This is a genomic window from Allobosea sp. (assembly GCF_017308015.1).
In the GTDB taxonomy this organism is placed as follows: Bacteria; Pseudomonadota; Alphaproteobacteria; order Rhizobiales; family Beijerinckiaceae; genus Allobosea.
This window is the reverse complement of the sequence record NZ_JAFKFW010000033.1, coordinates 1-16368: the sequence shown is the minus strand read 5'-3', so window position 1 is coordinate 16368 and position 16368 is coordinate 1. Positions and strand designations below refer to the sequence as shown.

Genomic DNA, 16368 nt, shown 5'->3' with positions numbered 1-16368 from the left:
TCGCAAGCCGGGCGCTTTTTCGTCATGCGCTTCGCTGCTGCATGCAGCATGCACGGAACCATTGACCACGCCGCCGGCCGTACCGGATAGTTCGCTCCGAGAGGGAGCGAACCGATGCCACAGCCGAGACCGTCCACCGCGCTTGCCGGGCTCAAGGTGCTGGACATGACGCGGGTGCGGGCCGGGCCGACCTGCGTGCGGGTCTTCGCCGATTTCGGCGCCGACGTGATCAAGCTCGAGAGCCCGCCAGGGTTCGACCCCAACGAGAACATGAGCGGGCCGCGCCTCGGCTACGACATGCAGAACCTGCATCGCAACAAGCGCTCGCTCGCGCTGAACCTCAAGACGCCCGAAGGCAAGGCGATCCTGATGAAGCTCGTCGACGAGGCCGACCTCGTCGTCGAGAACTTCCGGCCGGACGTGAAGGAGCGGCTCGGGCTCGATTTCGAGACGCTGCATGCGCGCAACCCGCGGCTGATCCTGGTCTCGATCTCCGGCTTCGGCCAATCCGGTCCCTATCGGACGCGCGCCGGTTTCGACCAGATCGCGCAGGGCATGGGCGGGATGATGTCGGTGACCGGCCTGCCGGGGCAGGGGCCGGTGCGGGCCGGGATCGCACTCGCCGATTCCTCGGCCGGCCTCTATGGCGCGGTTGGGGCGCTGGTCGCGCTGCAGGAGCGGGCGGTCTCCGGCAAGGGGCAATGGGTGCAGACCTCGCTGCTCGAGGCCCAGATCGCGATGATGGATTTCCAGGCCGCGCGCTATCTCGTCGAGGGCTCGGTGCCGCCGCAGGCCGGCAACGATCATCCCTATCATACGCCGATGGGCGTCTACCGGACGCGCGACGGCGCGATCAATCTCGGCGTCGGCGGCGAGGAGCAGTGGCGCTCGTTCTGTCGGGCGATCGAGCGGCCGGAATGGGGCACGGATGCACGCTATGACAACAAGGAGAAGCGCTTCGCGCGCCGGCCGGAATTGCGCGCGCTGATCGAGGAGATTTTCGCGGCTGCCGACAGCGTTCATTGGCTGGAGGCGATGGAGCGCAACAGCGTCCCGGCCGGGCCGATCTATGCGGTCGACGAGATGTTCGAGGACCCGCAGGTGCGCCATCTCGGCATTGCCAAGCCGGTGAGCCATCCCGAGCTTGGCGATATCCGCCTGATCGGCCAGCCGGTGACGCTGTCGCGCACGCCGGCCGATGTCGCGGCGCCGACGCCGGCGGCCGGCGCGCATAACGACGAGATTCTGGCCGATCTCGGCTATGACGAAGCCGGGCTCGCGCGCTTGCGGGCCGATGGCGTGATCTGACGGAGACCTGCGTGAACGACGAAATCCTGTATGCGGTCGAGGGCGGGGTCGGCACGATCACGCTCAACCGGCCCCAGGCGCGCAACGCGCTGACCTTCGCGATGTATGAGCGCATCGCCGAGATCTGCCGCGACCTGGTCGCGCATGGCGATCCGCGCGTCATCGTCATGACCGGGGCGGGCGACAAGGCCTTCGCGGCCGGCACCGACATCGCCCAGTTTCGCTCCTTTTCCAGCGCCGAGGATGCGCTGGCCTATGAGGAGCGGATCGAGACCGTGATCGGTACGATCGAGAGCTGTCCGGTGCCGACGCTGGCCGCTATTTCCGGCGCCTTCACCGGCGGCGGGGCGGCGATCGGGCTCGCCTGCGACCTGCGCATCGCGACGCAGTCGGCGCGCTTCGGCTTCCCGATCGCGCGCACGCTCGGCAACTGCCTGTCGATGGAGAATTACGGGCGGCTCTACGCCATCCTCGGCCCGGCGCGGGTCAAGGACATCGTCTTCACTGCCAGGCTGGTCGAGGCCGAGGAGGGCGCGCGGATCGGGCTCTACAACGAGCTGGTGCCGGATCATGAGGCGCTGATGCGGCGGGCTCGCGAATTGGCGGAGACCATCGCGGGCCACGCGCCATTGACGATGCGCGCGACAAAGGAGGCGATGCGCCGCCTGACCGCTGCGACCGCCGCAGGGATCGACGGCCACGACCTCGTGACGCTCTGCTACACCAGCGCCGATTTCCGCGAGGGCATGGAAGCCTTCCTCGGCAAGCGGACGCCGAACTGGAAGGGCAGGTAACGCCCTTCCCGTCTGTGATAGCGCTCAGGCCGGCTTTCCGAGCTGGCCGAGCTCGTGCAGCAGGGCCGCGCCCGTGCGCAGCCCGCTGTAGAAGCAGTCCAGCGTCATGTTCTCGTTGGGGGCGTGGTTGGCCTCGTCGTGATTGGCATAGGGCGTCACGAAGGCCGGGATGCCCAAGATCTTGGTGAAGACGTAATTCGGCAAGCTGCCGAAGCCGGCCGGAATCAGCAGCGGCTCCTCGCCCTGGGCCGCCACGAAGGCGCGGCGCAGCGGCGCGGTATAGGGCGAGGCGATCGAGGTTTTTGAGGGCTGCATGCCCTTCTCCTCGCAGATGAACTCGACCTCCGGCGCGTGCTTTTCGACGTGAGCCCGGACCTTGCGCAGGATGTCCTCCGGATCCTGCGCCTCGACGAGGCGGATGTCGCATTTCACCAGCGCCTCGTTCGGCAGCACGGTCTTGGTGCCAGGCCCGCCATAGCCGCCATGGAAGCCGTTGATCGTGAGCGTCGGCTGGAAGCAGAGGCGGTCGTAGAAGGGCCGGTCGAGCGGTGCATCGAGCCGCTTGAGATCCAAGCCCTGCTTGAACGCGTCGATATCGAGCGGCAGGCGCTTGATTGCCTCGATGTCCTCGAGTGTGGGCAGCTCGACGGCATCGTGCAGACCGTCAATGGTGATCTCGCCCTTGGGGTTCTTCATCGTCGCGAGGAGATGGACCAGCGTCCAGATCGGGTTCGGCACGATGCCGCCGAAATTGCCGGAATGGACGTCGCGGCTGGCATGGCGGCAGCGCAGGTCGAAGGAGACGACGCCGCGCGAGCCGAACTTGATGGTCGGCGCGCCGCTGGCATGGCGGGGACCATCGGCGGTGACGGCGAGGTCGGCCTTGAGCAGATGCGGGTTGGCGCGCACGAAACCGGCAATGTTGGGACTGCCGATCTCCTCCTCGCCTTCCAGAACGAGGATGACGTTGCAGGGCAATTCGCCATGGACCTTGAGATGGGATTCGATGGCGAGAATCTGGGCGAAATGCTGGCCCTTGTTATCGCCGACGCCGCGCGCATAGAGGCGGCCGTCACGGATCGTCGGCTCGAAGGGCGGCGAGACCCATTTGTCGAGCGGGTCCGGCGGCTGCACGTCGTAATGGCCATAGAGCAGCACCGTCGGTTTGCCCGGCGCCTTCTCCCAGCGCGCGACGACGACCGGGTGGCCCTCGGTCGGGATCAGGCTGGTTTCCAGGCCGATTTCCGTGAGCATGTCGACGAGCAGGACGCCAACCTCGGCGATGCCGATATTCTCGGCGCTGATGCTCGGATGGCGCAGATACGCGATGAGGCGGTCGAGGAAGGCGCTGCGGTTGGTCTCGATATGGTCGAAGACCGCGGCGAGTGCGTCTGAGGAAGCCATAACCAATGCCTGACAGGAGAGGAATCCGTGCCGCCCGCCGAGCGGGGGGCGCAAGCGGCGACCGTGCGGCCACCAGAGGCAGCCTAGACGCGAGGCCTATGGCGCTCAAGCGCGGGCAGGGTTGTCACGGCGACTGGCCGCCCTGCGATTTTCGCTGGGCGGATTGCGGCTTGTTTTGTTTCCTTTTTGTTCTATATTGGAATATGCAGTTCGTTCTCGAACTCGACGGTGGGCGAGAGTTTCGGCCGCGAGAAGGCTGCCGCCCGCCCCGCTATTTCTTCGCGCTCCTTCCGGACGCGGAAGCGGGGTTGCGGATCGATAGGCTTGCTCGTGATTTGCGTCAGCGGCTGAGCGCCTCAGGCGAGTTGCGCGGGCTAGGCAAATATCATGTGACCTTGCGAGGCATTGCTGTCCCCGATGGCCCGTTCGGGCAGAGCATCGCAATGGCACGTACGATTGCCGAGGCGATCCGGAAGACCTCCTTCGCGGTGAAATTCGATCAGGCGGCAAGTTTCGGAAAGCCGCCGAACTATGCGTTCTCGTTGATGACCAGAGAGGACCTGCCGGGGGTCAACGGCTTGTCCGCCGCGCTCCTTGGCGCCTTGCGACAAGCTGGGCTCAAGGTTGATGGATCAACCTTCCAGCCGCATGTGACGCTTTTCTACGATCGGAGGCTTCGGGAGCCCATCGATGTGCCGGAGCTGCGCTGGCAGGTGCGCGCGTTCGTGCTGGTCGAGAGCATCGATCGTCAGCCCTATCAGATTCTGGGCTCCTGGAAGCTCGGCTGAACTCCATGCAGCCGTGCAAGGCCGGTTTGCGGCAATCGGGCTCTCACACCGTTGCTTTGGGCGCGGCCGGCTCTATCGTTTCCGGCCGAAACCCCATCCGATTCAGACGGAGCCTTCCATGGCCAATTTGTCCGCTTTCCCGATCACCAGACGCTGGCCCGCCGCACATCCCGACCGCATCCAACTCTATTCGCTGCCGACGCCGAACGGCGTGAAGGTCTCGATCGCGCTGGAGGAGCTGGAGCTGCCCTACGAGCCGCATCTCATCGATATCGGCAAGAACGAGACCTGGGGCCCGGAATTCCTGTCGCTGAACCCCAACGGCAAGATCCCGGCGATCATCGACCCCAGCGGCCCGGACGGAAAGCCGATGGGCCTGTGGGAATCCGGCGCGATCCTGCTCTATCTCGCCGAGAAGACCGGCAAGCTCCTGCCGAAGGATCCCGCCGCCCGCTACGAGACCATCCAGTGGGTGTTCTTCCAGATGGCGGCGATCGGCCCGATGTTCGGGCAGCTCGGCTTCTTCCACAAGTTCGCCGGCCGCGAATACGAGGACAAGCGCCCGCGCGACCGCTATGCCAGCGAGAGCAAGCGCCTGCTCGGCGTGCTCGAGGATCGGCTGGCGAGCCGCACCTGGATCATGGGCGACGACTATAGCATCGCCGATATCGCGATCCTTGGCTGGGTGCGCAACCTCGTGGGGTTCTACGGGGCGGGCGAACTCGTCGACTATGCCAAGCTGACCCATGTGCCGATCTGGCTGGAGCGCTGCCTGTCGCGTCCGGCCGTGCAGCGCGGTCTCGACAGCCCGAAGCGCCCGGCCTGAGAGGTTTGCGAGATGGCTATCACGATCTACGGCATCAAGAACTGCGATACGATGAAGAAGGCACGGGCCTGGCTCGACAGCCATGGCGTCGCGGTTGCGTTCCACGACTACAAGGCGAGCGGGATCGACAAGGCTTCGCTGGAGCGCTGGGTCAAGGAACACGGTTGGGAAACGGTGCTGAACCGCGCAGGCACCACCTTCCGCGCGCTGCCAGATGCCGAGAAGCAGGGGCTCGATGCCGGGAAGGCAATCGCGCTGATGCTGGCGCAGCCCTCGATGATCAAGCGACCGGTGCTCGATCCCGGCAAGGGCAGGACGATCGTCGGCTTCAAGCCGGAGATCTACGAGGCGGCGGTGCCGAAGGGCTGAACCCGTGCATGACCGCGGCGAACGACTATCCGGCGCGCGGGTCTCTTCCCTAAACCGGCGCGCTGTTCTACCTCGCAGGTCATGACCGCTCAGCCCCAAGCCCCGCAGCCCGAAATCGCTGCCACCCCCGAATTCACCTTCAAGGTTGCTGCACGCGACGGTGCCGCGCGCACCGGCGCGATCAGCATGCCGCGGGGCGTCATTCGCACGCCCGCCTTCATGCCGGTCGGCACCGCCGCGACCGTGAAGGGCATGTATCCCGAGCAGGTGAGGGCGCTCGGCGCCGATGTCGTGCTCGGCAACACCTATCACCTGATGCTGCGGCCGGGCGCCGAGCGTGTTGCGAAGCTTGGTGGCCTGCACCGGTTCATGAATTGGCCGCATCCGATCCTGACCGATTCCGGCGGGTTCCAGGTGATGTCGCTTGCCAATCTGCGCAAGCTGACCGAGGAGGGCGTGACCTTCCGCTCGCATATCGACGGCTCGAAGCATGTGCTGACGCCGGAGCGCTCGGTCGAGATCCAGAACCTGCTCGGCTCCGACATCGTGATGCAGCTCGATGAATGCGTGGCGCTGCCTTGCGAGGAGAAGGTGGCGGAGAAGGCGATGCGCCTGTCGCTGCGCTGGGCCGAGCGCTGCAAGGTGGCGTTCGGGGACCATCCGGGCCGGGCGCTGTTCGGCATCGTGCAGGGCGGGGACGTGCCGCACCTGCGCGTCGAGAGCGCGCGCGAGCTCGCCGCGATGGACCTCAAGGGCTATGCCGTCGGCGGGCTGGCGGTGGGCGAGCCGCAGGACGTGATGCTGGCGATGATCGAGACGGTGGAGCCGCACCTTCCGCAGGAGAAGCCACGCTATCTGATGGGCGTCGGCACGCCGGACGACATCGTGAAATCGGTGGCACGCGGCATCGACATGTTCGACTGCGTGATGCCGACACGGGCCGGCCGCCATGGTCAGATCTTCACGCGTTTCGGCCGGATGAACCTGAAGAACGCCAAGCATGCCGAGGATATCAGGCCGGTCGACGCGCAATCGTCCTGCCCGGCTGCCAACAGCTGGTCGCGCGCCTATCTGCACCATCTCGTCAAGGCGGAAGAGATGCTCGGCAAGATGCTGCTGACCTGGGTGAACCTCGCCTATTACCAGGATCTGATGGCGGGCCTGCGTGGGGCCATCGCCGCCGGGCGGCTCGACGATTTCATCGCCGAAACCCGGGAAGGCTGGGAAAGGGGCGAGCCGGCTTGAGCACAGGCCTCGCCCTGCTGCCTCTCAAGATGGCGCTGGCCGCCTCGGTGGTGGTCGGCTGCTCGATGCTGGCCGAGCGTTCCGGTCCGTTGGTTGCGGCGATGATCGCGACCCTGCCGATCTCGCTCGGGCCGGTCCTCGCCTTTCTGGCGCTCGATCATGGCCCGGTATTCATTGCGGATGCCGCGCTCGGCACGATGAACTCCAACGTGACCCATGCGAGTTTCGTGCTGAGCTATGTGCTGCTGGCCCAGCGCCATGGCGTGGCCGTCTCGCTCGGGAGTGCGCTTGCGATCTGGACCGTGCTGCTGCTCTTCATTCGCAGCCTCGCTCTCTCCGTATTGCCCCTGGCGGTCGCCAATGTGCTCGCCCTGCTTGTCGTGCATCAGCTCGTGCGGCCTTATCTCAGGGTGCGCGCGAGGCCTCCGGCTGGAATCTCACGCTATGCCATTCCGACCCGCGCGGCCTGCGTTGCAGCGCTGGTCGGCATCGTGACCGGTCTCAGCGCACGTGTCGGCCCGCAATGGTCCGGCATCCTCGCCGGCCTGCCGATCATCCTGTCGAGCCTGATCATCATTCTTCACATGCGGGCCGGCGGCCCGGCGGCGGCGGCCGTCATCGGCAGCAGCGCGCTCGGCCTGCTCGGGGGCGGGCTGGGGCTGGCGGCGGTGCATCTCGCCGCCGTGCCATGGGGCTCATGGACGGCGCTCGGGCTCGGCCTCGCCATTGCGGTTCTGTGGAACCTGATCCTGCTCGGTTTGTCGCGCCGGGCGGCGCCATGATGCGACGAACAGGCCGCCGATGATCAGCACGATTCCGGCGAGCTGGAGCGAGGAGGGAATCTCGCCCAGTGCCGGGATCGCGAGCAGCGTGCCGGTGACCGGGATCAGCGGCGGGAAGCGCCCGACAACGGACGGCCCCAGCACATGTGCGGCCCAGCCCCAGACCCAGAGGCCGACAATGACGTTGAGCACGCCCTGATTGAAGCCGTGCAGCGCCAGAACCCACCAGGGCGCGACGTCGAAACCACGGAAATAGAACAGGAAATAGATCGGCAGATAGACCAGCGACAAGACCGAGACGATCGCCGTCGCCCTCAGGCCGTCGACCTGCCAGAGCTGGATCATCAGGGGATAGAAGCCCCAGAGCAACCCAACACCGAGGAAGCAGAGATCGCCGCGCAGCGTCATGGCGCTTGCTCCGGCGCTCCCGGCGATGCCGAGGCAGATCAAGCCGGCGAGCACCCCGGCGACGCCGATCATCAGGCGCCCGGTCAGTGCGGCGCCAAACAGCGCGACGGAGCCGATGATGCCGATCATCGTCACCGTGCCTGGCCCGATGGTCGCGCCATGGGCGGCAGGCGCCATGGTGAGGCCGGTCAGCATCAGATAGGTCATCGGGAAACCGCTGCTCAGCGTCAGCCAGAGGCCGCGCTTCCAGCCGACGCCGCCGCAGGAGGTCAGGCCCGGCCGCAGGAAAATCGGCAGCAGCAGCAGGCCGGCGGTGACGAAGCGCAGCGCCATCAGGTCGTGTTGGGTCAGGCCGTTCAGGACGGCATGGCGGCTGATGACGAAATTGGAGCCGTAAATCAGCACCGCCAGCAGCATGCCCAAGGCCGCGAGGCGCTTGCGACGGTGCACCCTCACATCCGTCTCGTGCATGGCGGCGGGGGCGATCTGGTCCATCGCTTCTCTCTAGCGCCGGGCGAACGGGCCGGTTACAGGCCGCCGCGCATGGCGCCCGCGCGTGCGGCGGCAGACCGCATTTGCGCCCCGTTTCGGCCCCGCTGGCGCCCAGAGGCGGCGGCTTCCTTGGGCTGCGAGATGCGAAGGGCGCAGTGATGCGGAGCGCAACCGATGCCGAAGGATTCTGATTTTCCCGCGCCGACCACGATGGCGGCGCGATTGGGGAGCGATCTGCTGCTCTCGCTGGGTGTCGCGACGGCGGCAGCCCTGCTCGTGATGGTGCCGGTGCTGATGTCCGATGCCGCGCCCGATCGCGCCAAGGCGCCGACCCTGACTCTGTTGCGCGACGGCAAGATCGGGGACCGGCTGGCGGCGTTCGGATCAGCGGGCGAGGAGGGCTTTTCGGCCGCGCATCCGCTTACGCCGGCCGCATTGGCGATGCCGATGGCGCTCGCTTGGCCGGAACAGAGTGACTGGGCCTCGCCGCAGACGGTCGTGCAGGCGAAGGCGCCGGCTGCAGCCAGCGCCGTCGCGCTGCCGCCGCGCCGTCTGGCGGTGCTGTCCGAGAAGAAGGGGCAGGGGCTGGCCGCGCCGCTGGTGATCCTGCCCCCGGCCGCCATGGCCAGCGTGGAGCCGGTTCAGGCCGCTGGCGCAGCAGGTGGCGAGGCCGCCGATTCATCCCTGCGGCAGTTTGTGGTCGCGCCGGCGATGAAGGTCGTCGACGTGGTGTCCGGTGCGGCCGGAAGCGTGCAGGCGGCAGGGTCATGGACACTGACGCAGGCGAACGGCCTGCTGCCGCGCTGGTGAGCGCGGCAGCTTACGTTTGGATCAGGCCAGCGCCTTCAGGGCGTTGCGGCCGGCATAGATCGCCTGGGCGCCGAGCTCTTCCTCGATGCGCAGGAGCTGGTTGTACTTCGCGGTCCGGTCGGAGCGGGCGAGCGAGCCGGTCTTGATCTGCCCGCAATTGGTGGCGACGGCGAGGTCGGCGATGGTCGAATCCTCGGTCTCGCCCGAGCGATGCGACATCACTGCGGTGTAGCCGGCGCGCTGCGCCATCTCGACGGCGGCGAGCGTCTCGGTCAGCGAGCCGATCTGGTTGACCTTGACCAGGATCGAGTTCGCGGTCTTCGTCCTGATGCCCTGCGACAGGCGGGTGACGTTGGTGACGAAGAGGTCGTCGCCGACGAGCTGGCACTTCGAGCCGACGAGATCGGTCAGCGCCTTCCAGCCCTCCCAATCGTCCTCGGCCATGCCGTCCTCGATCGAGACGATCGGATAGCTGCCGACGAGCTTGGCGAGATACTTGGCCTGGGCCTTCGGATCGCGCGTCTTGCGCTCGCCCTCGTAGACGTAGGAACCGTCCTTGAAGAATTCGGTCGCGGCGCAGTCGAGCGCCAGCGCGACATCTTCACCGGGCTTGTAGCCGGCGGTCTCGATCGCCTGCATGACGAAGTCGAGCGCGGCCTCGGCCGACTTGATGTTCGGGGCGAAGCCGCCCTCGTCGCCGACATTGGTGTTGTGGCCGGCGTCGTGCAGCTTCTTCTTCAGGGTGTGGAAGATCTCCGCCCCCATGCGCAGGCCTTCGGCGAAGGAGGTCGCGCCGATCGGCATGACCATGAATTCCTGGAAGTCGATCGGGTTGTCGGCATGGGCGCCGCCATTGACGATGTTCATCATCGGCACGGGCAGGACGCGGGCCGAGGTGCCGCCGACATAGCGGTAGAGCGGCAGACCGGAGGCTTCGGCCGCGGCCTTGGCGACCGCGAGCGAGACGCCGAGGATGGCGTTGGCGCCGAGCTTCGATTTGTTCGGGGTGCCGTCGAGATCGATCATCACCTGGTCGATCGCGGTCTGGTCCTCGGCATCCATGGCGACGATCGCCTCGGCGATGGCGACGTTGACCGCCTCGACCGCCTTGAGCACGCCCTTGCCGAGATAGCGCGACTTGTCGCCGTCGCGCAGTTCCACCGCCTCATGCGCGCCGGTCGAGGCGCCCGAGGGGACGGCGGCGCGGCCCATCGAGCCGTCTTCCAGCACGACATCGACCTCGACCGTCGGATTGCCGCGGGAATCGAGGATCTGGCGTCCGATGATGTCGATGATCGCGGTCATGGCAGGCTCCGGGAGAGGCGGGGCGGGATGGATAGGGCGCTTCTAGCCAACAGCCCGCCGCGGGGAAAGCCTCAATCCGCAGGCCGTGATGGCGAATGGTCGCCCGGATGGCGCGGGGCTTGCGGATTGTCCGGGCATCCAGACGCTTCGTCCCATCGGGAAACGATCATGTTCCAGACCATGCCTACGCGCCGCCGGCCTTCACTCACCTCTGTCCTGTTCTGGTCCAGCCTCACCGTCCTGTGGTGGGCGGGGCTTTGCCTCTTCGCGGGGCGCCCGGTCTGGTTCTGGTAGCGCCTGCTCCTCGTCAGACAGGCCGAGATAGCTGCCGAGCATGAAGCCGGCTTGCAGTGCAAAGAGATAGCCGATCCAGACAAGGACGACGAACAGTCCGAACTCGCCGCGGATCACCCATGTCGGAAAGGCGACAAGCGTGACAGCGGCACTCGCGAGAATGATTGCCGGATAGCCGTGGGACAGGCCGATCAGAAGGCCTATCAAGAATAGTATGCCGGCAATGATCATGTAATTCGGTCTAGGCTTCCGATTTCGTGAAATCGAACTAGACAGTGCTTCACGGTAGCGCAAATAAGCGTGTGGAAGATCGATAAATATTTAAGATAATTTCTGAATTACTTATGTCTGATTTTATATATTGGTCTGACATTCTGTTAATCATCGGGAGCGCGATCCTGCCGCTCCCGGCGAGGGGATCGGGTCGCACGGCTTTCCGGCGCCGGAAGCGGCTGCGTCGCGGGCGGCTGTTCCCATCTCGACCGGAGATGCTCTAGAACGCCGCCCAAATGCAGGAGCATCCCATGACCATCGACGCCTCGACCTTGCAGCTCGGCCAGAGCAGCGCCTTGCCCGCCTCGCCGGAGGAGGCGCGGCTCGACCGCGTGCCCAATCCGCATGCCGGCACCCACTATCTCGCCCGCTTCACCTGCCCGGAATTCACCTCGATCTGCCCGGTCACCGGCCAGCCCGATTTCGGCATCCTCGTCATCGACTACCTGCCGGGCCAATGGCTGGTGGAGTCGAAGTCGCTGAAGCTCTATCTCGCCTCGTTCCGCAACCACGGCGCCTTCCATGAGGATTGCACCGTCGGCATCGGCAAGCGGCTCGCCGAGCTGCTGGAGCCGGAATGGTTCCGCATCGGCGGCTACTGGTATCCGCGCGGCGGCATCCCGATCGACGTTTTCTGGCAGACGGGCGAACCGCCGAAGGGGCTCTGGCTGCCGGACCAGGGCGTCGCGCCCTATCGCGGGCGCTGAAGCCGCTCAGGTCCTGGCGCCGAGCGGCGGCAGCAGGCGCGGCGTCGCGATGCCGAGCACGCCGATGGCGAGCCCGAAGACGGCGAGCGCCATCGGTGTCCCGAGCAGGTGCAGCAGAGTGCCCATGAGCAAGGGGCCGGTCGCGTGCCCCATGAAGAAGAAGCAGGCGAACAGGGCCATGGCCGAGCCGCGCGCCGTCGGTGCGAGTTCTGTCGCCTGGGCCTGAAAAGTGCCGTGCAGGAGGAAGAAGCCGAAGCCGGTCATGAGGAAGATGCCGATGGCGCTCCACCACGGGCCGGGAATCGTGAAGGCGAAATAGCCCAGTGCCATGGCGAGGCCGCCGAGGCGCATCATCTGGCGCGGCCCGACACGCTCGACGAGAACGCGCGTCAGGATGCCATAGACGAGGCCACCGAGCCCCATGGCGCCGATGGCAAGCCCGGCCTCCGAAGGACCGACGCCTGAGCGTTCGCGCAGGATGGCGGCGACGAAGGGCGGCAATCCGAAGACCAGCGCGCCTTCCACCATCACGAGCAGGTAAAGCAGCTTGCTGCGTGGATTGGCGAAGACTGCGCGATGGCTGGCCAGCGCGCCGGCGAGGCTCAGCGGCGGGCGGGCCGTGTCGGGGCGCGGCTTGAGCACGAGCCGGACCAGGAGTGCGCCGCCGGCTGCGAGCGATCCGGCGACGCCCAGCACGGCGCGCCAGCCGATATGGTCGGCGACGAGGCCCGAAAAGGTCGCGCCCGCCATCTGGCCGATGATCATGATGACGAGGAAGCGGCCGAGCATGATCTGTCGTTCGGCCATCGGGGCGCGGTCGCCGATGGCGGCCATGGCTGCAGGGATGACGCCGCCGGCCATCACGCCGCCGGCAGCCCGCAGCACCAGCAGCATCCAGAAGCCGCTCGCGAAGGCGGCCAGCGTCGAGAGCACGCACAGGGCCGCGAGGCAGGTGGCGATGCTGCGCAGCTTGCCGACCGAATCAGCGATCGGGCCGAGGAAAGGCTGTCCGAGCGCGTAGCAGCCGGAAAAGGCCGTCACCAGGAAGGCGATCTGGTGGACGCTCTGGCCGAATTCCGACGCAAGCGTCGGCACCAGCGGATCGATCAGCCGCATGGTGAAGGTCGAGGCGAAGCCGCAGAGCCCGAGAACCGGGATCAGGGCCCCCAGATTCTCCCCGGGGGCCTGAGCGGGTTCAGACATAGGCGACCGCGGCGGGGGCGGTGCGGGACTTGGCCAGGCGGTCGAAGCCCTGCAGCTCGGCGATCAGCTCCTTGAACTCGGCCAGCGGCACCATATTGGGGCCGTCGGAGGGGGCCTTGTCGGGGTCAGGGTGGGTCTCGATGAAGAGGCCGGCGACGCCGACGGCGACTGCCGCGCGCGACAGAACCGGCACGAATTCGCGCTGCCCGCCGGTCGAGGCGCCCTTGCCGCCGGGCTGTTGCACCGAATGGGTGGCGTCGAAGATCACGGGCGCGCCGATCTCGGCCATGGTCGGAAGCGCGCGCATGTCGGAGACCAGCGTGTTGTAGCCGAAGGAGGCGCCGCGCTCGGTCAGCATCACGTTCGGGTTGCCGCTCTCGGTCACCTTGGCGGCGACATTGACCATGTCCCAGGGCGCGAGGAACTGTCCCTTCTTGACGTTGATGACGCGGCCCGTCTTCGCGGCGGCGACGAGCAGATCGGTCTGGCGGCAGAGGAAGGCGGGAATCTGGAGGATATCGACGACCTCCGCGACCTCGGCACATTGGCCTGCATCGTGCACGTCGGTTACGACGGGCAGCCCGGTTCGCTCGCGGATTTCGGCGAAGACGGGCAGGGCTGCCTTCATGCCGATGCCGCGAGCGCCCTTGACGCTGGTGCGGTTGGCCTTGTCGAAGGAGGCCTTGAAGACGAGTCCGATCTTCAGCTCCGCCGCGATCTCCTTCAACGCCAGCGCGCATTCGAGCGCGTGGTCGCGGCTTTCCATCTGGCAGGGGCCGGCGATCAAGGCGAGCGGCAGCGCATTGCCGAAGCGCACGGGGCGGGCGAGATCCTCGCCGATGGTCACGATGGCGTTGGGAGTCATGGCGGCGTCCTTGTCCGGCGGGCTGCCGGGCTTATGTCTGCGAGCCCTGTCGGGTCAAGTCAGGGCAGCCCTGCGGTGAGTTTATGGGGCGATGTTCGCCGTCGAACGGGCTGGCGAAGCGGAGGCGAGGTCTGTAAATTCGCAGGCGAAGCACTATCTCGGATGGCGATGCAGGATCGGATGTGGATACGGCGCGGACGGGAATGATGCAGTCAGGCCAGGACAGGGCAAGGCAGGCCGGTTCTCCGGTGCAGGCCGGCGGCGGGTTGGTGATGGCCGATCGTCCCAGACGCGGCCAGCCGCCGAGCGATGGCGGCGGGCGCGACGGCAACGGACGCGAGGGCAGCGGCACCGCCGTCCTCACCCGGACGCGGACGCGCAAGCCCAATCTCTATCGCGTCCTGCTGCTCAACGACGACTACACCCCGATGGAGTTCGTCGTTCACGTTCTGGAGCGGTTCTTCAACAAGGACCGCGCCGAGGCCACGCAGATCATGATGCATGTGCATCAGAACGGCGTCGGCGAATGCGGCGTCTTTACCTACGAGGTCGCCGAGACCAAGGTTACGCTCGTCATGGATCTGGCGCGCAAGCACATGCATCCGCTGCAATGCGTGATGGAGAAGAAGTAGTCTTGGGTCATCGAGTTCTTTTGGAAATCAGATAGGAGCGCGCCCCTTGCCGAGTTTCTCGCGCAGTCTCGAACAGGCGCTTCACCGGGCTCTGGCTCTGGCCAACGAGCGCCGTCACGAATACGCCACCCTCGAACACCTGTTGCTCGCGCTGGTCGACGATCAGGATGCGGCTGCGGTGATGCGTGCGTGCAGCGTCGATCTCGACCTGCTCAGGCGCAATCTCGTCGATTACATCGACGCGGAGCTGACCAATCTCGTCACCGACGGACGTGACGATTCCAAGCCGACTGCCGGCTTCCAGCGCGTCATTCAGCGCGCGGTGATCCATGTCCAGTCCTCGGGCCGCGAGGAGGTGACGGGTGCCAATGTGCTCGTCGCGATGTTCGCCGAGCGCGAGAGCCACGCCGCCTACTTCCTGCAGGAGCAGGACATGACCCGCTACGACGCGGTGAACTATATCAGCCACGGCATCGCCAAGCGCCCCGGCGCGAACGAGAGCCGGCCGGTCCGCGGTGCGGAAGAGGAGGGCGAGCCCCAGCGCGAACAGCGCTCCGAACAGGGGCAGGCCGAGGACAAGGACAAGAAGAAAAAGGAAAGCGCGCTCGACGCTTACTGCGTCAACCTCAACCGAAAGGCGAGGGACGGGCGCATCGACCCGCTGATCGGCCGCGAGGCCGAGGTGCAGCGCACGATCCAGATCCTGTGCCGCCGCCAGAAGAACAATCCGCTGCTGGTCGGCGACCCCGGCGTCGGCAAGACCGCGATCGCCGAGGGCCTTGCCCTCAAGATCACGCGCGGCGAGGTGCCCGAGGTGCTGGAGGACGCGACCGTCTTCTCGCTCGACATGGGCACGCTGCTCGCCGGTACGCGCTATCGCGGCGATTTCGAAGAGCGCCTCAAGCAGGTGATGAAGGAGATCGAGCAGCACCCGAAGGCGATCATGTTCATCGACGAGATCCACACGGTGATCGGCGCCGGTGCGACCTCGGGCGGCGCGATGGACGCCTCGAACCTGCTGAAGCCGGCGCTGGCCTCGGGCTCGCTGCGCTGCATCGGCTCGACCACCTACAAGGAATACCGCCAGTATTTCGAGAAGGACCGGGCGCTGGTGCGCCGCTTCCAGAAGATCGACGTCAACGAGCCGTCGGTGCCGGACACGATCGAGATCCTCAAGGGGCTGAAGCCCTATTTCGAGGAGTTCCACAAGCTGCGCTACACCAACGACGCCATCAAGGCGGCGGTGGAGCTCTCGGCTCGCTACATCCATGACCGCAAGCTGCCGGACAAGGCGATCGACGTGATCGACGAGACCGGTGCCTCGCAGATGCTGGTGACCGAGGCCAAGCGCAAGAAGACGATCGGCGTGAAGGAGATCGAGGCGGCGATCGCGACCATGGCGCGCATCCCGGCCAAGACCGTCTCCAAGGACGATGCCGAGGTGCTGCGCAATCTCGAGACCACGCTGAAGCGCACGGTCTACGGCCAGGAAAAGGCGATCGAGGCGCTGTCTTCCTCGATCAAGCTCGCCCGTGCCGGCCTGCGCGATGGCGAGAAGCCGATCGGCTGCTATCTCTTCGCCGGTCCGACCGGCGTCGGCAAGACCGAGGTCGCGCGACAGCTCGCCTCCTCGCTCGGCGTCGAGCTGATCCGCTTCGACATGTCGGAATATATGGAGCGCCACACCGTCTCGCGGCTGATCGGCGCACCTCCCGGCTATGTCGGCTTCGACCAGGGCGGGCTCCTGACCGACCAGATCGACCAGCATCCGCATAGCGTGCTGCTGCTCGACGAGATCGAGAAGGCCCATCCCGACCTGTTCAACATCCTCCTGCAGGTGATGGACCACGGCAAGCTGACCGA

17 protein-coding genes are annotated in these 16368 nt (G+C 66.4%); 11 read left to right on the top strand and 6 right to left on the bottom strand.

Annotated elements, in window-relative coordinates; all coding sequences use genetic code 11:
• The first annotated feature begins 114 nt into the window (after positions 1-114).
• Both J0I42_RS21560 and J0I42_RS21555 read left to right on the top strand, forming a co-directional pair.
• Positions 115-1308, top strand: a complete 1194-nt coding sequence (locus tag J0I42_RS21560; protein ID WP_291657915.1) for a CaiB/BaiF CoA transferase family protein — start codon at positions 115-117, stop codon at positions 1306-1308.
• Between the two features lie 11 nt (positions 1309-1319).
• On the top strand, positions 1320-2102 hold the full coding sequence (locus J0I42_RS21555) for an enoyl-CoA hydratase/isomerase family protein (RefSeq protein ID WP_291657914.1): 783 nt from the start codon (positions 1320-1322) through the stop codon (positions 2100-2102).
• A 24-nt stretch (positions 2103-2126) separates the two neighbouring features.
• Here the strand turns inward: J0I42_RS21555 and J0I42_RS21550 are convergent, their stop codons facing one another.
• Positions 2127-3506 (bottom strand): M20/M25/M40 family metallo-hydrolase, encoded by a 1380-nt coding sequence (locus tag J0I42_RS21550; protein ID WP_291657912.1) that lies wholly within the window; start codon positions 3504-3506, stop codon positions 2127-2129.
• Positions 3507-3604: 98 nt separating this feature from the next.
• Here J0I42_RS21550 and J0I42_RS21545 point away from each other — a divergent pair, with 98 nt between their 5' ends.
• The 5 genes from J0I42_RS21545 (at position 3605) to J0I42_RS21525 (ending at position 7516) form a co-directional block, all read left to right on the top strand.
• On the top strand, positions 3605-4294 hold the full coding sequence (locus tag J0I42_RS21545; protein WP_291657910.1) for a 2'-5' RNA ligase family protein: 690 nt from the start codon (positions 3605-3607) through the stop codon (positions 4292-4294).
• 118 nt (positions 4295-4412) lie between these two features.
• Positions 4413-5120 carry a glutathione S-transferase N-terminal domain-containing protein gene (locus tag J0I42_RS21540; protein WP_291657908.1) on the top strand — a complete coding sequence of 236 codons (708 nt, stop codon included), beginning with the start codon at positions 4413-4415 and terminating at the stop codon, positions 5118-5120.
• Positions 5121-5132: 12 nt separating this feature from the next.
• On the top strand, positions 5133-5489 hold the full coding sequence (locus J0I42_RS21535) for an ArsC family reductase (protein ID WP_291657906.1): 357 nt from the start codon (positions 5133-5135) through the stop codon (positions 5487-5489).
• An 81-nt stretch (positions 5490-5570) separates the two neighbouring features.
• Positions 5571-6734: a tRNA guanosine(34) transglycosylase Tgt gene (tgt, locus tag J0I42_RS21530; protein ID WP_291657904.1), complete on the top strand. Its 1164-nt coding sequence runs from the start codon at positions 5571-5573 to the stop codon at positions 6732-6734.
• Entirely contained in the window at positions 6731-7516 is a 786-nt protein-coding gene (locus tag J0I42_RS21525; RefSeq protein WP_291657902.1) for a hypothetical protein, read from the top strand. Before tgt ends, J0I42_RS21525 begins: the two co-directional genes overlap by 4 nt.
• Here J0I42_RS21525 and J0I42_RS21520 read toward each other — a convergent pair.
• Positions 7430-8419, bottom strand: coding sequence for a DMT family transporter (locus J0I42_RS21520; protein ID WP_291657900.1), 990 nt, complete (start codon positions 8417-8419; stop codon positions 7430-7432). The genes J0I42_RS21525 and J0I42_RS21520 overlap by 87 nt on opposite strands.
• Positions 8420-8590: 171 nt before the next feature.
• Here J0I42_RS21520 and J0I42_RS21515 point away from each other — a divergent pair, with 171 nt between their 5' ends.
• The gene (locus tag J0I42_RS21515) at positions 8591-9226 is read left to right on the top strand and encodes a hypothetical protein (protein WP_291657898.1); all 636 of its coding nucleotides are present in this window, start codon (positions 8591-8593) and stop codon (positions 9224-9226) included.
• 21 nt (positions 9227-9247) lie between these two features.
• Here the strand turns inward: J0I42_RS21515 and eno are convergent, their stop codons facing one another.
• Both eno and J0I42_RS21505 read right to left on the bottom strand, forming a co-directional pair.
• Entirely contained in the window at positions 9248-10531 is a 1284-nt protein-coding gene (gene eno / locus J0I42_RS21510) for a phosphopyruvate hydratase (protein ID WP_291657896.1), read from the bottom strand.
• A 201-nt stretch (positions 10532-10732) separates the two neighbouring features.
• The gene (locus J0I42_RS21505; protein WP_291657894.1) at positions 10733-11056 is read right to left on the bottom strand and encodes a hypothetical protein; all 324 of its coding nucleotides are present in this window, start codon (positions 11054-11056) and stop codon (positions 10733-10735) included.
• 293 nt (positions 11057-11349) lie between these two features.
• On the opposite strand from J0I42_RS21505, the gene queF reads away from it, so the two are divergent.
• Positions 11350-11805 carry a preQ(1) synthase gene (gene queF / locus J0I42_RS21500; protein ID WP_291657892.1) on the top strand — a complete coding sequence of 152 codons (456 nt, stop codon included), beginning with the start codon at positions 11350-11352 and terminating at the stop codon, positions 11803-11805.
• A 6-nt stretch (positions 11806-11811) separates the two neighbouring features.
• On the opposite strand, the gene J0I42_RS21495 is transcribed toward queF, so the two are convergent.
• On the bottom strand, positions 11812-13008 hold the full coding sequence (locus J0I42_RS21495; RefSeq protein ID WP_291657890.1) for an MFS transporter: 1197 nt from the start codon (positions 13006-13008) through the stop codon (positions 11812-11814).
• Positions 13001-13873, bottom strand: coding sequence for a 3-deoxy-8-phosphooctulonate synthase (kdsA, locus tag J0I42_RS21490; protein WP_291657888.1), 873 nt, complete (start codon positions 13871-13873; stop codon positions 13001-13003). Before kdsA ends, J0I42_RS21495 begins: the two co-directional genes overlap by 8 nt.
• Positions 13874-14145: 272 nt before the next feature.
• On the opposite strand from kdsA, the gene clpS reads away from it, so the two are divergent.
• Positions 14146-14505 (top strand): ATP-dependent Clp protease adapter ClpS, encoded by a 360-nt coding sequence (gene clpS, locus J0I42_RS21485; RefSeq protein WP_291657973.1) that lies wholly within the window; start codon positions 14146-14148, stop codon positions 14503-14505.
• A gap of 46 nt (positions 14506-14551) precedes the next feature.
• Positions 14552-16368 (top strand): AAA family ATPase (locus J0I42_RS21480; protein ID WP_291657887.1); only part of this gene is annotated, 1817 nt, incomplete at its 3' end.